The sequence below is a fragment of the Nonomuraea sp. NPDC050790 genome, assembly GCF_044456745.1.
GTDB lineage: Bacteria > Actinomycetota > Actinomycetes > Streptosporangiales > Streptosporangiaceae > Nonomuraea.
Window position 1 is genome coordinate 57,400 of the sequence record NZ_JBITGF010000010.1, and the last position, 16,869, is coordinate 74,268.

Annotated in this window: 12 protein-coding genes; 4 read left to right on the forward strand and 8 right to left on the reverse strand. The window is 70.5% G+C overall.

The features are described 5' to 3' along the window. Positions 1 to 9: 9 nt before the first annotated feature. The gene (locus ACIBEJ_RS41035) at positions 10 to 648 is read right to left on the reverse strand and encodes a TetR/AcrR family transcriptional regulator (RefSeq protein ID WP_397188365.1); all 639 of its coding nucleotides are present in this window, start codon (positions 646 to 648) and stop codon (positions 10 to 12) included. 80 nt (positions 649 to 728) lie between these two features. On the opposite strand from ACIBEJ_RS41035, the gene ACIBEJ_RS41040 reads away from it, so the two are divergent. After that, entirely contained in the window at positions 729 to 2,021 is a 1,293-nt protein-coding gene (locus ACIBEJ_RS41040) for a GH1 family beta-glucosidase (protein ID WP_397188366.1), read from the forward strand. Here the strand turns inward: ACIBEJ_RS41040 and ACIBEJ_RS41045 are convergent. The 3 genes from ACIBEJ_RS41045 to ACIBEJ_RS41055 form a co-directional block, all read right to left on the reverse strand. Next, on the reverse strand, positions 2,003 to 3,103 hold the full coding sequence (locus tag ACIBEJ_RS41045; protein WP_397188367.1) for an NAD(P)/FAD-dependent oxidoreductase: 1,101 nt from the start codon (positions 3,101 to 3,103) through the stop codon (positions 2,003 to 2,005). The genes ACIBEJ_RS41040 and ACIBEJ_RS41045 overlap by 19 nt on opposite strands. A 66-nt stretch (positions 3,104 to 3,169) precedes the next feature. Further along, complete coding sequence (sigJ, locus tag ACIBEJ_RS41050; protein WP_397188368.1) at positions 3,170 to 4,015, reverse strand: RNA polymerase sigma factor SigJ; 846 nt, start codon at positions 4,013 to 4,015, stop codon at positions 3,170 to 3,172. Further along, positions 4,015 to 4,905, reverse strand: a complete 891-nt coding sequence (locus tag ACIBEJ_RS41055; protein WP_397188369.1) for a coiled-coil domain-containing protein — start codon at positions 4,903 to 4,905, stop codon at positions 4,015 to 4,017. Before ACIBEJ_RS41055 ends, sigJ begins: the two co-directional genes overlap by 1 nt. Before the next feature lie 189 nt (positions 4,906 to 5,094). Between ACIBEJ_RS41055 and ACIBEJ_RS41060 the strand changes: the two genes are divergently transcribed. Beyond that, positions 5,095 to 8,112: a M14 family zinc carboxypeptidase gene (locus ACIBEJ_RS41060; protein ID WP_397188370.1), complete on the forward strand. Its 3,018-nt coding sequence runs from the start codon at positions 5,095 to 5,097 to the stop codon at positions 8,110 to 8,112. 476 nt (positions 8,113 to 8,588) lie between these two features. Continuing rightward, on the forward strand, positions 8,589 to 10,022 hold the full coding sequence (locus tag ACIBEJ_RS41065) for an aldehyde dehydrogenase (protein WP_397188371.1): 1,434 nt from the start codon (positions 8,589 to 8,591) through the stop codon (positions 10,020 to 10,022). Positions 10,023 to 10,308: 286 nt separating this feature from the next. Here ACIBEJ_RS41065 and ACIBEJ_RS41070 read toward each other — a convergent pair whose 3' ends face one another. The 4 genes from ACIBEJ_RS41070 to ACIBEJ_RS41085 are packed head-to-tail and all read right to left on the reverse strand — an operon-like array spanning position 10,309 to position 14,678. After that, a complete protein-coding gene (locus ACIBEJ_RS41070; RefSeq protein WP_397188372.1) occupies positions 10,309 to 11,067 on the reverse strand; it encodes an alpha/beta hydrolase in 759 nt (252 codons plus the stop codon). Between the two features lie 10 nt (positions 11,068 to 11,077). After that, entirely contained in the window at positions 11,078 to 11,428 is a 351-nt protein-coding gene (locus ACIBEJ_RS41075) for an AMP-binding protein (protein ID WP_397188373.1), read from the reverse strand. A 55-nt stretch (positions 11,429 to 11,483) separates the two neighbouring features. Then, on the reverse strand, positions 11,484 to 13,901 hold the full coding sequence (locus tag ACIBEJ_RS41080; protein ID WP_397188374.1) for a LuxR C-terminal-related transcriptional regulator: 2,418 nt from the start codon (positions 13,899 to 13,901) through the stop codon (positions 11,484 to 11,486). Between the two features lie 42 nt (positions 13,902 to 13,943). Then, the gene (locus tag ACIBEJ_RS41085; RefSeq protein WP_397188375.1) at positions 13,944 to 14,678 is read right to left on the reverse strand and encodes an AMP-binding protein; all 735 of its coding nucleotides are present in this window, start codon (positions 14,676 to 14,678) and stop codon (positions 13,944 to 13,946) included. 320 nt (positions 14,679 to 14,998) lie between these two features. On the opposite strand from ACIBEJ_RS41085, the gene typA reads away from it, so the two are divergent. Further along, positions 14,999 to 16,852, forward strand: a complete 1,854-nt coding sequence (typA, locus tag ACIBEJ_RS41090; protein ID WP_397188376.1) for a translational GTPase TypA — start codon at positions 14,999 to 15,001, stop codon at positions 16,850 to 16,852. The last annotated feature ends 17 nt before the right edge of the window (positions 16,853 to 16,869 follow it).

Here is a 16,869-nt window from a genome sequence, read left to right on the forward strand (position 1 = left end):
TGCCGGGGTCTAGGGAAGGTGGTCGGCCAGGTAGCGGCGGACCAGTTGCTTGCACTCCACGATGAGCTCGGGATCGCCGTCGGGGTGCATGCGGAACGCCAGCTTCAGCACCGCGTCGGTGGCCTCCACCGCCACCAGGAGCGCCCGGTCCAGCCCCGATCCGGCGGGCGCGTCGAGCAGGTCGACGGTCAGCGCCCGCAGTCTGTCGGCCACGATGACGTTGTTCTCCAGCGCCGCGTCCAGCGACCGGTTGGTGCCCTCGACCGCGGGGCCGCCGGGCGTCGGCAGCACCTCCCCGAAGTCCACCACCGCGAATCCCGGCGTCGTGCGCTTCATCCCGACGAACTCGTCGATGGCCAGATCGACGAGGTCGGTCCAGTGCTCTAGGTCGGCGTCGGCGATCCGCTCGGTCACCCGCTGGAGGAACGCCTCCAGGTTGCGCATGGCCAGCGCGCGGACCAACCCTTGCTTGTCGGGAAAGAACTGGTAGAAGGTGCCGATCGGAACCTCGGCTCGGCGCGCGACCTCCTTGGTGGTCAGCGCGTCGTACCCGACCTGGTCGAGCAGCAGCGCGCACTCGTCGAGCATCCGCTCTACCCTCTCCACGCTGCGGCGCTGGGCGGGGCGGCGGCGCAAGGTACTCGTCATGTCCTCCATCCTGGCGCATTACCAGCAAGTACAGTCTTGCTCTTTCGGCCCGGCAATTACATGAGTGATACTCACCTCCCATGAGCACCTTCTTGTGGGGCACGGCCACCGCCGCCTACCAGATCGAGGGCGCCACCGCCGAGGACGGGCGGGGAACCTCCATCTGGGACACCTTCACCCACGAGCCCGGCCGGGTACGCGACGGCCACACCGGCGACGTGGCCTGCGACCACTACCACCGCACCGCCGAGGACATCGCGCTCATGTCCGGTCTCGGCGTCAACGCCTACCGCTTCTCCATCTCCTGGCCGAGGGTCCAGCCCGGCGGCCGTACCAACGACAAGGGACTGGGCTTCTACGACCGCCTCGTGGACGACCTGCTGGAGGCGGGCGTCAAGCCGGTGCCCACGCTGTTCCACTGGGACCTGCCGCAGGAGCTCCAGGACGACGGCGGCTGGATGAACCACAATCTCCCCCGGAGGTTCGCCGACTACGCCGCCGTCGTGGCCGATCGCCTGGCCGACCGGGTCGAGACGTGGATCACCCTCAACGAGCCCTTCGTCCACATGGCCTACGGCTACGCCCTCGGCGTCCACGCCCCCGGCCAGACCCTGCTGCTCGACGCCCTGCCCACCGCCCACCACCAGCTCCTGGCCCACGGTCTGGCGACCCAGGCGCTGCGCGCCGCCGGCGCCCGCGAGATCCTCATCTCCAACAACTGCACCCCGGTCTGGCCCGCCTCCGACCGCCCCGAGGACCTCGCCGCCGCCGACGCCTACGACACGCTGCACAACCGGCTGTTCAACGACCCCATCCTCACCGGCGCGTACCCGGACCTGTCGGCCTTCGGCAAACAGGCCCCCGAGGACGGCCTCGACGTGATCTCCACCCCCATCGACGGCCTCGGCATCAACTACTACAACCCCACCCGGATCACCGCGCCCCGGCAGGACCTCTTCCCCTTCGACGACGCCGGCATCACCGGCTACCCCACCACCGGCTTCGGCTGGCCCGTCGTCCCCGACGGCCTGCACGAGCTGCTGACGGGCCTCAAGCAGCGGTACGGCCAGCGCCTCCCGCCCGTCTACGTGACCGAGAACGGCTGCTCCCAGCCCGACACCGTCTCCCCCGACGGCACCGTGGACGACCCGGAGCGCATCGCCTACCTCGACGGCCACCTCGCCGCGCTCATGCGGGCCCGGCGCGACGGCGTGGACGTGCGCGGCTACTTCGTCTGGTCGCTGCTGGACAACTTCGAGTGGGCCGAGGGCTACCACCAGCGCTTCGGACTGGTCCACGTGGACTTCGCGACGCAGCGCCGTACGCCCAAGAGGTCCTACCACTGGCTGAAGGACTACTTGGGCCACCAGTAGGAGCGCGGCAGCAGGCGGGCGAGGCGCAGCGAGCCCGCGGCGTAGCGGCAGATCAGCTCCTTGACCCAGGCGCCGGCCCGGCCGGGCAGGATCAGCTCGATCGGCGAGTCGTCGCGGCGGACGGCCTGGATGACGCCGTCGCGGCGGCCGAGGCTGATGCACTGGATCATGTAGCGGAAGCGGAAGGGGCGGGCCGCGCGGCCGCGGGCGCGGGCGTTGACCGCGTCGGCGGCGTGCGCGGCGATCGGCATCCCGATCGCGCACGACATGCGCGAGATCCCGGCGCCCGGCACGTCCACGGCGGCGGCGTCGCCGACCACGTAGACGTCGGGGTGGGAGACCGAGCGCAGGGTGGCGTCCACGACCGCCCTGCCGCGCTCGTCGACCGCCAGCCCGGCCTTTGCGGCCAGTTCCGGCACGGCGAACGAGCCCGCCCACACCACGACGTCGGCCTCGATCGCGCCCTGCCCGGTGCGCAGGCCGTCGGGCGTGACCGCCTCGACCCGGGTGCCGGTGTGGACGCTCACGCCCAGCCTGGTCAGCGCCTTGGCCACGTGCTTGCGCCCGCGGCGCGACAGGCCCGCGGCCGGGTGGGCGCCGGTGACCAGCCTGACCTGCCAGTCCGGGTAGGTCTCCGCCAGTTCCGTGGCCATCTCGATCCCGGTCAGCCCGCCGCCGACGACCGCCAGGCGGCCGCCGCCCGCGCGCAGCCGTTCGGCGAGTCCGGGCGCGTTCTCTGCGGCGAACGCGTGGTCGGCCACTCCGGGGACGCTCGCGTCGGTGAAGCTGCCCAGCGCGTAGACGAGCGTGTCGTAGCCGAACTCCCGCCCGTCCGCCAGCGTGACGGTCCTGATGTCGGCGTCGACGGCGGTGACCACGCCCTCGACGGTCCTGATGCCGGTGCCCCTGGTCAGCTCGGCGAGCGGCGTGCTCACCGACGGCCGCCCCGCCGCCCGCTCGTGCAGCCTGACCCGCTCGGTGAAGCTGTCGGCGGCGCTGATCAGGGTGATGGTGTGGTTCCTGTCGAGACGCAGCGCCGCCGTCATGCCCGCGTAGCCGGCTCCGATGACCACGATGTCCATATCCGTCTCCCGTCCTTTTCGCTTCTGCAGGGGAGACGGGGACGTCGCGGCAGATGTCTGAGTGAGCTACCTCACATGGCCGAGTTTGCCGGGATTTCTCACCACATCGACCTCCGTGATCCGGCCGCCGGAGACGGTGAACGACATGACGCAGTCGACCGGGCCGGCCTCGTTCACGATCACCAGGCCGGGGCCGCCGTTGACCTCGCGGAAGTCCGCCACCATCCCGGTGAACCAGCGCTCGACCAGCCCCAGCACCACCCTGGCCACCTTCTCGCCGCCGACGACCGGCACCAGCGCCGCGCTCACCACGCCGCCGCCGTCCGCGCGCCAGATGACGTCCGGGTCGAGCACGGCCACGAGCGCCCGCAGGTCGCCCGTGGTGGCCGCCGCCGCGAAGGCACGCACCGCCGCCGCCTGCTCGGCGCGGTCGAGCGAGCGGCGCGGCGCGTAGTCGCGCACGCGCAGCCGTCCCCGCGCCGCCAGTTGCCGCACCGCGCCGGGGCTCCTGCCCAGGATCTCGGCGATCTCCTCGTACGGCAGCGCGAACACGTCGTGCAGCACCAGCGACGTCCGCTCGGCCGGGCTCAGCCGTTCCTGCACGGCCAGCAGCGCCATGCCCACGGACTCGTCCATGGTGGCCCGGTCCTCGGGACCCGGCTCCTCGACCACCGGCTCGGGCAGCCACGGCCCGATGTAGGACTCGCGCTTGGCCTGGGCGGAGCCGAGCTGGTCGTAGCAGATCCGGCTCACGACGGTGGTCAGGTAGGCGCGGGGTGCGGTGACGGCGGCCTGGTCGGCCTGCCGCCAGCGCAGCCAGGTCTCCTGCACGGCGTCGTCGGCGTCGGCGACGCTGCCCAGCAGCCGGTAGGCCACGGCCCACAGGTGGCTGCGGTGCTCCTCGAAGTCCATCAGAAGACGGAGACGTGGACGTGGTCGTAGTGGTTGGCGGTGACGCTGCCCCGGTCGGACATGGGGTCCCAGCCGCCGCCCGAACGGATGTCGTAGTAGCGCTGTTTCCAGATGATGTACATGACGCCGAGGCGGGAGCCGTTCTGGATCAGGTACTCGGCCAGGGCGTCGCCCCGGTCGGCGTCGGCGCCGCTGGCGTAGCCGCGCGAGATCATGAAGTCGCAGGCCCGGCCCTTGCCGTGCTCGCCGGGGTCGCCTGGGCGCAGGCAGCCCACGCCGTAGGGCATGGGGAAGTTCTGCATGACCGCGATCTTCACGCTGGTCATGCGCTGGGTGAGGCCGGCGCCGCCGGTCGGGGTCTGGAAGCCGTACTTGGCCAGGAGCTTCTCGACGTCGCGGCGCTTGTCGCGCATCTCCTTGATCTTCTTCTCGAGGTCCTTGATCTTCGCGTCCGCCGCCTTCTTGGCGGTGTTGGCGCTCTTGATCAGTTGCTCGATGCGCAGGACCCGGTTGGTGCGCTCGTCGGACATGTACTGCATGTTCGCGGCCTGGCCGAGCAGCAGGGAGGGATCGCCGATGGCCAGGAGCTGGGTGCCGTCGAGCGGGCCGCTCATGTAGGTGTTCTGGGCGATGCTGGCGACCTCGCCGCGGGCCGCGCCGAGCTGGCTCCTGAGCTTGCCGGCGTTCTCCGTGGCCTTCTTGGCCTGGATGCGGGCGTCTTCCAGGAACTCGATCTGGCCCCGGTAGAGCTTGTTGAGCTGGGCGGCCTGCTTGGTCAGCTTGCGCAGTTGCGCGGGACTGCCGGGATCGGCGGTGGCGGCCTGCGGAAGGGGTGCGGCGAGCAGGCCGACGAGCACGGTGGCGATGGCGGTGAAACGCCTGACTCCCACGCTCGTCCTCCCCTCCTAGACGTGGTGACTATAGAAGATGATCTTGGTCGTCGCCACCGGAACCGGCGAACCCATGCACCATTGGCGAAGTATCTACCACTTTGTGGGGTCGCCCCGAACTTTGGGTCTTGCCGAGCCACCCCCGCGGAGCGAAATTGCGAGCGAATCGATTCTGCGAAGGGGCAGACCGTGTCACGTTCTTTAGCGCTCCTCACAGCCGTCCTGATCGGCTTAGGCAGCTCCCTGGTGTCCGTCGAGGCCAGCGCCTCGACGGTGGATCCGCTGCCGCCCGGCGATCGTATCGAGCTTTACCAGCTCGACAGCCCGCCCGGCACCGGCGAGAAACTCAGGGAAGCAGGTTTCGACGTCGTACAACAGCAGCTCAAGGGCGGCAAGGAGCACATCGAGCTGACCGCCGACCAGGCGGGGCTCGCGGGGCTCGCCAAGCTCGGCCACAAGCCCGAGCCCGTGCGCAACCAGCAGGGCCAGACACAGTTGGAGGCGGCCAAGGCCCAGGCCGCGGGCGGCTACACCGTCTGGAGGTCCTACTCCGAGGCCGGGGGCATCGCCGACCAGCTCAGATCCATCGCCAACGCCAACAAAGACGTGGTCAAGCTGATGTCCATCGGCAAGACCATCCAGGGCAAGGACATCCTCGCCGCCAAGGTCACCTCGCTGGCCCGCATCCTGCCGGACGGCGCCAAGCCCGCGGTCTTCTACTCCTCCACGCAGCACGCGCGCGAGTGGATCTCGACCGAGGTCAACATGCGGCTGCTCAAGCACGTGGTCGCCAACAAGGCGGCGCTGCGCAGCTTGCTCGGCACCACCGAACTCTGGTTCCTGCCGGTGGCCAACCCCGACGGCTACGACTTCACCTTCACCGAGGGCAACCGCCTGTGGCGTAAGAACCTGCGCGACGTGAACGGCGACGGGACCATCACCCGCGGCGACGGCGTCGACCAGAACCGCAACTTCCCCACGAACTTCCACTACGACGAGGAGGGCTCCTCCTCGATCCCGAGCAGCGACACCTACCGTGGCGCCGGTCCGGCCAGCGAGCCGGAGACCAAGGCGTTCGACGGCCTGATGAAGCGCATCAGGTTCGCCTTCAACGTCAACTACCACTCCTTCGGGCCGCTGCTGCTGTACCCGCTGGGCGTGCAGATCGCCACGGAGACCGCGGACAACCCGATCTACGAGGCGCTGTCCGGCGACGACGCCAACCCGGCGATCCCCGGCTTCGACCCCGACCTCGGCGCGGAGCTGTACATCACCAACGGCGACACCAACGACCGCGCCCACTCCGCGTACGGCACGCTGTCCTGGACCCCCGAGCTGAACGAGGGCTGCGACGGCTGCGGATTCGTCTTCCCCGACGACGAGGCGCTGGTCCAGGCGGAGTTCGAGAAGAACATCCCCTTCGCGCTCGACGTCGCCAAGTCCGCCCGCAACCCGGTCGAGCCGGTCAGCCACCTGGGCAACACGACCCCGGACTTCGTCCTCGACACCTTCGAGACCAGCAACGGCCGTGACCAGGTCGTCCAGGTCAACGCCAAGCGCAAGCTGGGTCCGATCTGGCTGCAGTACCAGGTCAACGGCGGGCGTACCAAGACCGTGCTGACCGGCGAGTGGCGCGGCGGCGAGCGTTACGGCGCCGGCTACAACCGCTACTACCACTGGATGCGCGGCAAGATCACCGGTACCCGGCCGGGCGACACGGTGAAGGTCTGGTTCAGCTCGCTCGGCAAGAAGAGCGACTCCTTCACCTACAAGGTCAACAGCGACATCGGGGGCAAGGTTCTCGTCCTGGCCGCCGAGGACGTCACCGGCATCAGCCCCGTCCAGGGCGTCACCGAGGCGAAGTACGCCGACGAGTACGTCAAGTCGCTCGACGAGGCCGGCTACAGCTCCGACGTCTACGACGTGGACAAGGCCGGCCGCAAGGCCCCGCACCCGCTCGGCACCCTGAGCCACTACAAGGCGGTCGTCTGGGAGACCGGCGACGACATCATCCCGAGGAGCGTCGGCCAAGTCGCCGGCACCACCTCCAAGCTGGGCTTCGACACCGAACTGGCGGTCCGCGACTACCTCAACGAGGGCGGCAAGCTGCTGCACGCCGGCAAGTACCCGTCGTTCGCGGCCAACAACAACGGCGCCTACTACTTCCAGCCCAACCAGCCCGCGCAGCCCGAATGCACGACGCCGTCCGACCCGCCGTGCATCCCGATCTTCAACGACTTCCAGCAGTACTGGCTCGGCGCCTACGTCTTCTTCGACGACGCCGGCACTGACCACGGCACCGGCAACCCCTTCGCCCTCCAGGGCAAGGGCGGTAAGTTCGAGGGCTTCAACGGCACGCTGGAACCCACCCACACCAACTCCTACGTGGCCACCTCGGCGATCCTGCCCGCCGCGCAGTTCCCGCTGTTCGCCAGCTCCGCCCAGGTCAAGTGGGTACGGCCCGGCGGCCCCTTCGACCCGCACACCGGCGCCTGGGACGTCTACAGCGGCATCGCCGACGTCTCCTGGAAGCGTCTGACCAAGACCATCGACCTGACCGGCAAGAGCAGCGGCGACCTGTCGTTCTGGACCTCCTACGACACCGAGGCGGCCTGGGACTTCCTGACCGTCGAGGCGCGTACCGCGGGGCAGGACGACTGGACCACCCTGCCCGACCTCAACGGCCACACCACGCAGGACACCGGGGAGAGCTGCAAGACCGAGAACTCGGGCGGCTGGCGCGACATCCACCCGTTCACCCAGCGCTACCAGGGCGTCAACTGCGAGGCCAGCGGCACCTCCGGAGCCTGGCACGCCGCCTCGGGCAACTCGGGCGGATGGCAGCAGTGGAAGGTCGACCTGACCCCGTACGCGGGCAAGCGGGTCGAGCTGTCGATCTCCTACATCAGCGACTGGGCCACCCAGGGGGCCGGCGTCTTCCTGGACGACTTCGCGGTGACGCTGGACGGGGCGAGCACCGAGCAGACCTCGTTCGAGTCGGACCTGGGCGGCTGGACCGCCGCCGACCCGCCGGCCGGGTCCGCGCCGTCCGTCAACAACTGGTTCAGGACCGACCAGGTCTTCGAGGAGGGCGGCGGGATCGTCACCCGTGACACGGTCTACCTCGGGTTCGGCGCGGAGAGCCTGACCACGCAGGCCATGCGGACCGATCTGGTGAGGAGGTCGATGAAGCACCTGATCGGCTGACCACCACGGCGGGCGGCCAAGCTGCGGACACCGGCGTACCAACACGCCCCAACTCCCCAGGCCGCCCGCCCACTCCTCCACCCCTCAACACCCCACCTCCCGCAGCAGCCCCTCCCTCACACCCGTCGCGCCCTCCCCAACACCGCACCCCGCGTGCCGCCACGCCCCTCGGCACCACCACACCGCACCCCGCTGCACCCCTCCCCCGACACCGCCCCTCCGCGCCCCGTGTCGCCCCTTTCCCAGTACTGCGGCCACACTTCCCGGCGGCCCCACCTTCCACGGCCGGACCTTCACGGCGCGTTCCGGGCCGTGGCGCTCATGGAGGTGGCCGGGTGGGCGTGGGGGTTGGAGGGCGGTGGTGGGGGTGTGCCCTTGCCGTTCTGGATAGAACATGGTTCGGTTTCCCTGGACACGGCTCGTCGCCAGAGGAAGACTGAACCAAGCAAGCATTCGGTCGGTAGGAGGCTCACGACATGCGCCAGCACCACACGCTGTTCATCGGGGGCGAATGGGTGGCCCCCGCGGGCACCGGTGTGATCGACGTCATCTCCCCGCACACCGAGGAGGTCGTGGGCCGCGTGCCCGACGGCAGCCCCGCCGACATGGACCGCGCGGTCGCCGCCGCCCGCCAGGCGTTCGACCACGGCCCCTGGCCCCGCATGACCTTCGCGGAACGCGCCCAGGTCCTCGGCAGGCTGGCCGACATCTATGCCGCCAGGCAGGGCGAGATGGCCGCGCTCATCACCGAGGAGATGGGCTCGCCGATCACGTTCTCGAACCTCGCCCAGGCGCCCCAGCCGCTCGGCATGCTGCAGTTCTACGCCGAGTACGGCGCGACCTTCGAGCAGGAGGAGCAGCGGCCGGGACTGTTCGGCCCCACCACCGTGCGACGCGAGCCGGTCGGCGTGGTGGCCGCGATCGTGCCGTGGAACGTCCCGCAGTTCGTCTCGATGACCAAGATCGCACCGGCGCTGCTGGCCGGGTGCACGATCGTGCTCAAGCCGGCGCCGGAGACACCGCTCGACTCCTACCTGTTCGCCGAGATGGTGACCGAGGCCGGCATCCCGCCGGGCGTGCTCAACATCGTCCCCGCGGGCCGCGAGGCGGGCGAGCACCTCGTCTCCCACCCCGACGTGGACAAGGTCGCCTTCACCGGCTCCACCGCCGCGGGCCGCCGCATCGCCGCCATCTGCGGCGAGCAGCTCAAGCGGGTCAGCCTGGAACTGGGCGGCAAGTCCGCCGCCATCATCCTCGACGACGCCGACCTGCCCGCCAGCATGGGCATGCTCGCCATCGCCTCCCTCATGAACAACGGTCAGGCGTGCGTGGCCCAGACGCGCATCCTGGCCTCTCGCAACAGGTACGACGAGGTCGTCGAGGCCGTCGCCGCCATGGTCGGCTCCCAGCCCGTGGGCGACCCGTCCGACCCGGCCACCGGCATCGGCCCCCTGGTGGCCAAGCGGCAGCAGGAGCGGGTGGAGGGGTACATCAAGATCGGCATGGACGAGGGCGCCAAGGTCGTCGTCGGCGGCCTGTCCCGCCCGATGGACCGCGGCTGGTACGTCGCCCCGACCGTCTTCGCCGGCGCCACCAACGACATGCGGATCGCCCGCGAGGAGATCTTCGGCCCCGTCCTCACCGTCATCCCCTACGAGGACGAGACCGACGCGCTGCGCATCGCCAACGACAGCGAGTACGGCCTGTGCGGCACCGTCTGGACCGCCGACACCGAGCACGGCATGGACATCGCCCGCCAGGTCCGCACCGGCACCTACGGCGTCAACTGCCTGATGCTGGAGGCCAACGTCCCGTTCGGCGGCTACAAGGCCAGCGGCCTCGGCCGCGAACTCGGCCCCGAGGGCCTGTCGGCCTACCTGGAGTACAAGACCATCGCCCGCCTCGGCTGACCCGAGCCCCACAACCCCGAAAACCCCGACGAACCCGAAGGCCGGCCGCCGCGGAAGCGGGTGAGCGAGAAGCCCGGTGCGTCCGGAGGTGGGGTGGTACGAGAGGGGCCCGCGACCTCGCGGGCCCCTTCGCACGTCTAGATGGCACCCAGCGCGCCCCCGCAACGCTGGGCGACCGCCTGACTACATGAAGTATGTCCTACGGTCGCCGCCCGGGGTGGATTCCTTCCCCAAGGACTTTCTCCCGGCGGTTTTCTTCCATCCGCCCTAGGTAGACGCCTATTACTCAGGAAAGGTTCGAATCAATCCACTTTCCGATCCGGAGGATCAGATCCGGCCTGGCCGCCGACTCGGCGTGGCCGTACCCCGGCTCGACCCACAGCTCCTTCGGCTCCCGAGCCCCGTCGTAGAGCTGGTGGGCGTGTTCCAGGGGAAAGAACGTGTCCGCGTCCCCGTGCACGATCAGGAGAGGGGTGGGCGAGATGAGGGCGGCGGCCTCGTGCGGCGGCATCGGGACCGGGTCCCACTGCCCGCGCGCGATCCGCGTCCGCTTCACCACCCGCGCGGCGATCCGGCCGATGGGCCGTTCGATCGCCCAGTGGACCTGGCGCATGGGCTTGGTGCCCCGGTAGTACCAGCGCGCGGGGCCGCTGACCGCGACCACCGCGTCGACCCCGCCGTGCAACCCCGCATGCCGTACGGCGACCGCCGCCCCCATGGAGAAACCCACCACGGCGACCCGGCGGTAACCGATGACCCGCGCGTGCCGTACCGCGGCCTCCACGTCGAGGACCTCGAGGTCACCCACGGTCGTCTCGCCGCCCGAGCGCCCGTGCCCGCGGAAGTCGAAGGAAACCACGCCGCCGAAGTGGCTCAACACGTGGGTGATCCGCCGCGTGTCCGCGCACCGCCACGACCCGGTGAACCCGTGGGCCAGCACGATCCCGACCTCGGCGGTCCCGGCGGAGGACGGCGTGTGCACACCCTCCAGGCGGATGCCGTCCGAGGTCCTGAGCATGACGGGAAAATTCTTCGCAAGCGGCATGAATCCGAGCTTAGGCACCCAGCTCAGCGGCGCTCATCACCACCCTGATCCTGGAGTCCGCGGCGGCCGCCAGCGCCCGCGGGTCATCGGAGATCATCAGCCGGGCGGAGCTGGTCACGACCCGCTCCCAGAGCCCGTCCTCGTCGGGCGCCAGCGGCGAGACCGCCGCTCCCGCGGCCATGACCGCGTCCGCCGCCACCAGCAGGTCGGATCCGACCGGCAGGCAGACGAGCACCGTGTCACCCGCCCGCACCCCGCGCCGCCTGAGCAGGGCGGCGGCCGAGGCCAGCCGCTCGTCGTGCTGCTCTTCGGTGAGCGTCTGCCCCGTCCCGGGGTCGATCATGACGATCCGCTGCTTCATGCGACCACGGTAGGGACGCCGGGATCAGCGCACATGGGGCGGATTATGCAGATGATTATGCAGTCGGAACACCATGGTCGGCGGCCCACACGGCGATCTGCGCGCGTGAGGTGTAGCCGAGCTTGTCCATGATGTTGGCGATGTGCCGGGCCACCGTCGCCGGGCTGATCACGAGCTCCTCGGCGATGGCCTTGTTGGACAGGCCGCGGGTGAGCATGCCGGCGATCTCCTGTTCGCGGGTGGTCAGCAGCGACCCGCGTACCGGCTCGACCTGGACCGGGCCCGGCGCGGCCGGTTCCGGCCGGCGCCCCTCCAGCACCTGCGTCGCGACCTCGAACGCCGGCCGCGCCCGCCCCCTCGACCACAACGACGTGGTACGGCCCTCGCCCAGCTTGGCCCGCGCCGCCGACAGGAGCTCGTCGACCTTGACCGAGCCCGTCCGCTGCCCCATCGACTCGCGCAGGGCGGCGACCGCGGCCGAGGCGAGCACCGCGCTCTCCAGGTCGCCCCCGGCCCGCGCCAGCGCGGCCAGCGACACCAGACAGCGGTTCATGGCCTGGCGCAGGCCGCACTCGCGGGCCATGGCCAGCGCCTCAGCCAGCCGTTCGCGGGCGGCGGCCAGGTCGCCGAGCTGCGCGCAGACCCGGCCGCTCCTGGCCAGGTTCTGGGCGAGGTCGCCGCGGTTGCCGAGCTCGCGCAGCCAGGAGATGGCGGCGTCGTAGTGCTCGGCGGCGGACTCCAGGTCGCCGCGCGTCTCGGCGGTCACCCCGAGGTGGGAGGCGGCCATGGCGAGGATCCAGGGATGGCCGTGCTCTCCGGCCACCGCGTACGCCTCCTCGGCGGCACGCTGGGCCTCGCGCTGCCGCCCGCGCTGCAACGAGTAGACGGAACCCTCGATGAGCGCCCCCGTCTCGTTGAACAGGTCGCCGTTCTCCCTGGCCACCGCCAGGGCCGCGTCGATGTGGGCGCTCGCCTCGTCACCGCGGCCCATGCGCAGCAGCGCACCGCCGGCGACGGTGTGGGCCGTGGCCAGCACGAACGGGTCGCCCGCCATCCCGGCCAGCCCCTCGCGGGCGGCGGCCAGGCCGCTGTCGAGGTCGTCGCGGGTCAGCAGCCCGTAGGCCATGTAGCCCTTGGCCAGCCCGATCTGCTCGGGCGCGACCAGGCTGAGGTCCTGGCGCAGCAGCCGCTCGACCCAGCCCACGACCTCGGCGGCGCTGCCGCCCAGCGACAGCAGGCCGCTGCTGCGCATGCACAGCCGCAGGCCCAGGGTGAGGTTGCCGGAGCGCAGCGCCCACTCCAGCGCCGCCCGCTGGTCGCCGAGCCGGTCGCGGCTGCCGGTGTGGGCGGCCAGCCGTTCGCGCCAGGTGACCCCAGGCGTGAGGAACTCCGCTTCGAAGGCCCGCTCCTGGAGCTTGCACAGCACCCGCAGGTGCAGGTCGCGCACCATCCGCTCCTCGTCGGAGTCGGCCAGCCGCTCGGCGGCGAACTGCCGGATGGTGTCGAGCAGCCGGAAGCGGCCGCGGTCCTCGTCACAGACCACCAGCGACTTGTCGACCAGCGCGCCCAGCAGCGTGACCATCCGCGACTCCGACAGCGGCGGCTCGGCGCAGACCCGCTCGACCAGGTCGAGGTCGAAGCCGCCGGCCAGCACCGACAGGCGGCGCAGCAGCGTCTTCTCCGCCTCCGACAGCAGGTCGTGGCTCCACTCGACGGCCGCGGCCAGCGTGCGCTGCCGGGCGGGAGCCGTACGGTCGCCCGAGGTCAGCAGCGCGAACCGGTCGTCGATGCGGTCGGCGATCTGGCCGGGGCTCAGCATGCGGGTGCGGGCGGCGGCCAGTTCGAGCGCCAGCGGCAGGCCGTCGAGCGCACGGCAGAGCCTGGCCACGTCGGGCAGGCTGTCCTCGCCCAGGTGCGTGCCGGCGGCCCGCGCCCGGTTGAGGAACAACTGCACCGACTCGGCCGCCGACGGGTCCTCTCCGGGCAGGTCGAGCGGCGGCACGTGCCAGATCAGCTCGCCGGGGATGCGCAACGCCTCCCGGCTCGTGGCCAGCACGCGCACCCCCGGGCACCCGGCCAGCAGCGCCGCCGCCACGTGTGCGGTGGCCTCGACCAGGTGCTCGCAGTTGTCCAGCAGGACCAGGCAGCGCGCCCCCGCCAGGCGGGTGACGACGGCGTCGGTGAGATCGCGCCCGCGCTCGCTCTCCAGCCCGAACACCTCGGCGATCTCCTGCGTGACCAGCTCGGGCCGGGAGATCTTGGCCAGCTCCACCGCCCAGACGCCGTCGGCGAAGCCGTCCAGCAGCCGGTGGGCCACGCGAAAGGCCAGCCTGGTCTTGCCGATACCGCCGACGCCGCACAGTGTCACCGCGCGCGTCTCGTCGAACAACGCGCACAGGTCGCCGATGTCGCGTTCACGGCCGACGAACCGGTTGGGCTCGGCCGGCAGGTTGTGCCGCGGGGCATCCGCCATGACTTCACAGTGGCGCACTTGGCGCACTCTGTCACCGTTTTCTCACAGCGCGAGTGAGCTCGTGACCGCACGGTCGTCGACCACGCGCAGCAGCGGATCGCCCAGCAGCCGTCTGGCCAGCTCGTACGGCGCCACCACCAGCGTGGCCGCGTGCTCGCTGGCCAGCACCCTGCAGCCGATCAGCGTCGGCTCGTGCGCCACGACCACGTGCGCGCCACACATGAGCGCGAGGTCCAGGGTACGCAGCGCCTTGAAAACGTCGGTCACCGCCACCAGCACCACGTCGTCCTTGCCGATGAGCAGCCGGGAAGCCAGTCTTCTCAGGTCTCCGGCGAGTTCCTCGTGGCTCAGCACCCGCCGTCCGTCGAGCGTCAGCGCCGGTCCGGCCAGCGGGCCGAAGTCCACGCGCTCCTCACCCACCAGGCCGGCGAACCGGTCCGGTCCCGGGCCCGGCTCGAAGGTGAACACCTTCTCCGCCCGCGACTCGCGCTTCCGGTTGACGACGGCCAGCCGCGTGGCGCCGCCCGGGTTGAGCAGCACCACGCCGCCCGACCAGGCGATGGCATGCACCGCGCACGGCAGGGCGGCGCCCGGAGGCAGGTCGACCATCACATGGTCGCCGTACCTCAAGCCGTGACGGCGCAACCCGGCCGCCGCGTGAGTGACTCGGCGGACGAGAGTGGCATAGGTCATGACCTCGCCGGTCCGTACGTCGGTGACCGCGGGACGGTCGCCTCCGGCCGGAGCCGCGTTCATGACCAACTCTGTCCAGGTCATGCCGTCAATGTAGGGAGCCCCGCCCGCCCCGGCATCATCACGAATGTGCAGGCCGCTATGTATCTCTGGTACAGGGGTGGGACCCCTCCGCAATTCCGGCGAACCACCAGACACCGCGCATACCACCCTCCCATATCCGGCGCTTTCCCCCACGCGGGGCGGAGTGGAGGCGAGTGGAATCAGGAGGGGTGCCCCGGACGTTCAGACAGGTGTCCCCGGCGTGGCACCTCGTGCCGCCCCTGCCATGAGCGGGATCAACTAGACTTAACAGGCCGCGGTTCGCGCGGTCGACCTCCACGAACACAGAGCGAGACGTCATCATGCCTTTGAACAGCCGCGACGACCTGCGGAACATCGCGATCATCGCGCACGTCGACCATGGCAAGACCACGCTGGTCGACGCCATGCTCTGGCAGTCCGGGGCCTTCCGCGCCAACCAGGACGTCGACGACCGCGTCATGGACTCCAACGACCTAGAGCGCGAGAAGGGCATCACCATTCTCGCGAAGAACACCGCCGTCAAGCACGGCGACATGACCATCAACATCATCGACACCCCGGGCCACGCCGACTTCGGCGGCGAGGTCGAGCGCGGGTTGTCCATGGTCGACGGCGTGGTGCTGCTGGTGGACGCCTCCGAGGGCCCGCTGCCGCAGACGCGTTTCGTGCTGCGCAAGGCGCTGTCGGCGAAGATGCCGGTCATCCTGTGCATCAACAAGGTCGACCGCCCCGACGCCCGCATCGCGGAGGTCGTCGACGAAGTTTACGCACTGTTCATGGACCTCGACGCGACCGACGACCAGATCGACTTCCCGATCGTCTACGCCTCGGCCAAGGCCGGGCGCGCGTCGCTGGAGCGGCCCGCCGACGGCGGCATGCCCGACTCCGAGGACCTCGAGCCGCTGTTCGACATCATCAAGTCGACCATCCCGGCGCCGACCTACGACCCGAGCGCCCCGCTGCAGGCGCACGTCACCAACCTCGACGCCTCCTCCTACCTGGGCCGGATCGCGCTCTGCCGCATCCACCAGGGCACGATTCGCAAGGGTCAGCAGGTCGCGTGGTGCCGTACCGATGGCACGATCCAGCGTGTCAAGATCACTGAGCTGCTCATGACCGACGCGCTGGAGCGCAAGCCCGCCGAGGAGGCCGGCCCCGGCGACATCATCGCGATCGCGGGCATCCCCGAGATCATGATCGGTGAGACCCTGGCCGACCCCGAGGACCCGCGCCCGCTGCCGCTCATCACGGTGGACGAGCCGGCCATCTCGATGACCATCGGCACCAACACCTCGCCGCTGGTCGGCAAGGCCAAGGGCTCCAAGGTCACCGCCCGCATGGTCAAGGACCGCCTCGACAAGGAGCTCGTCGGCAACGTCTCGCTGCGCGTGCTGCCCACCGAGCGTCCCGACGCCTGGGAGGTCCAGGGCCGTGGCGAGCTGGCGCTGGCCATCCTGGTCGAGCAGATGCGCCGCGAGGGCTACGAGCTGACCGTCGGCAAGCCCCAGGTCGTCACCAAGGAGGTCGACGGCAAGCTCCACGAGCCGGTCGAGCGCCTCACGGTCGACTGCCCCGAGGAGTACCTCGGCGCCGTCACCCAGCTCCTCGCCGTCCGCAAGGGCCGCATGGAGCACATGACCAACCACGGCACCGGCTGGATCCGGATGGAGTTCGTGGTCCCGGCGCGCGGCCTGATCGGCTTCCGCACCGAGTTCCTCACCGAGACGCGCGGCACCGGCCTGGTGCACCACGTCTTCGAGGCGTACGAGCCGTGGTTCGGCGAGCTGCGCACCCGCAACAACGGCTCGCTGGTGGCCGACCGCTCCGGTCCGGTGACCGCGTTCGCCATGCTCAACCTCCAGGAGCGCGGCACGCTCTTCGTCTCCCCCACCACGGAGGTGTACGAAGGCATGATCGTCGGGGAGAACTCCCGCTCCGACGACATGGACGTCAACATCACCAAGGAGAAGAAGCTCACCAACATGCGCTCCTCCACGGCCGACGTCACCGAGACGCTGACGCCGCCGCGGGTGCTGTCGCTGGAGCAGGCGCTGGAGTTCATCCGCGACGACGAGTGCGTGGAGATCACGCCGGAGACCGTCCGCATCCGCAAGGTCGTGCTGGACGCCGCCACCCGCGCCCGCACCACCGCGCGGGCCAAGCGCAACAACTAGTCCTCAGGGGTACGGCA

Coding starts and splice junctions, on each gene's coding strand:
- ACIBEJ_RS41075 (WP_397188373.1), bottom strand. CDS start 11,428: ATGAAGCAGCGGATCGTCATGATCGACCCCGGGACGGGGCAGACGCTC.
- sigJ (WP_397188368.1), bottom strand. CDS start 4,015: ATGGACTTCGAGGAGCACCGCAGCCACCTGTGGGCCGTGGCCTACCGG.
- ACIBEJ_RS41080 (WP_397188374.1), bottom strand. CDS start 13,901: ATGGCGGATGCCCCGCGGCACAACCTGCCGGCCGAGCCCAACCGGTTC.
- ACIBEJ_RS41070 (WP_397188372.1), bottom strand. CDS start 11,067: ATGCCGCTTGCGAAGAATTTTCCCGTCATGCTCAGGACCTCGGACGGC.
- ACIBEJ_RS41065 (WP_397188371.1), top strand. CDS start 8,589: ATGCGCCAGCACCACACGCTGTTCATCGGGGGCGAATGGGTGGCCCCC.
- ACIBEJ_RS41085 (WP_397188375.1), bottom strand. CDS start 14,678: ATGACCTGGACAGAGTTGGTCATGAACGCGGCTCCGGCCGGAGGCGAC.
- ACIBEJ_RS41045 (WP_397188367.1), bottom strand. CDS start 3,103: ATGGACATCGTGGTCATCGGAGCCGGCTACGCGGGCATGACGGCGGCG.
- ACIBEJ_RS41035 (WP_397188365.1), bottom strand. CDS start 648: ATGACGAGTACCTTGCGCCGCCGCCCCGCCCAGCGCCGCAGCGTGGAG.
- typA (WP_397188376.1), top strand. CDS start 14,999: ATGCCTTTGAACAGCCGCGACGACCTGCGGAACATCGCGATCATCGCG.
- ACIBEJ_RS41040 (WP_397188366.1), top strand. CDS start 729: ATGAGCACCTTCTTGTGGGGCACGGCCACCGCCGCCTACCAGATCGAG.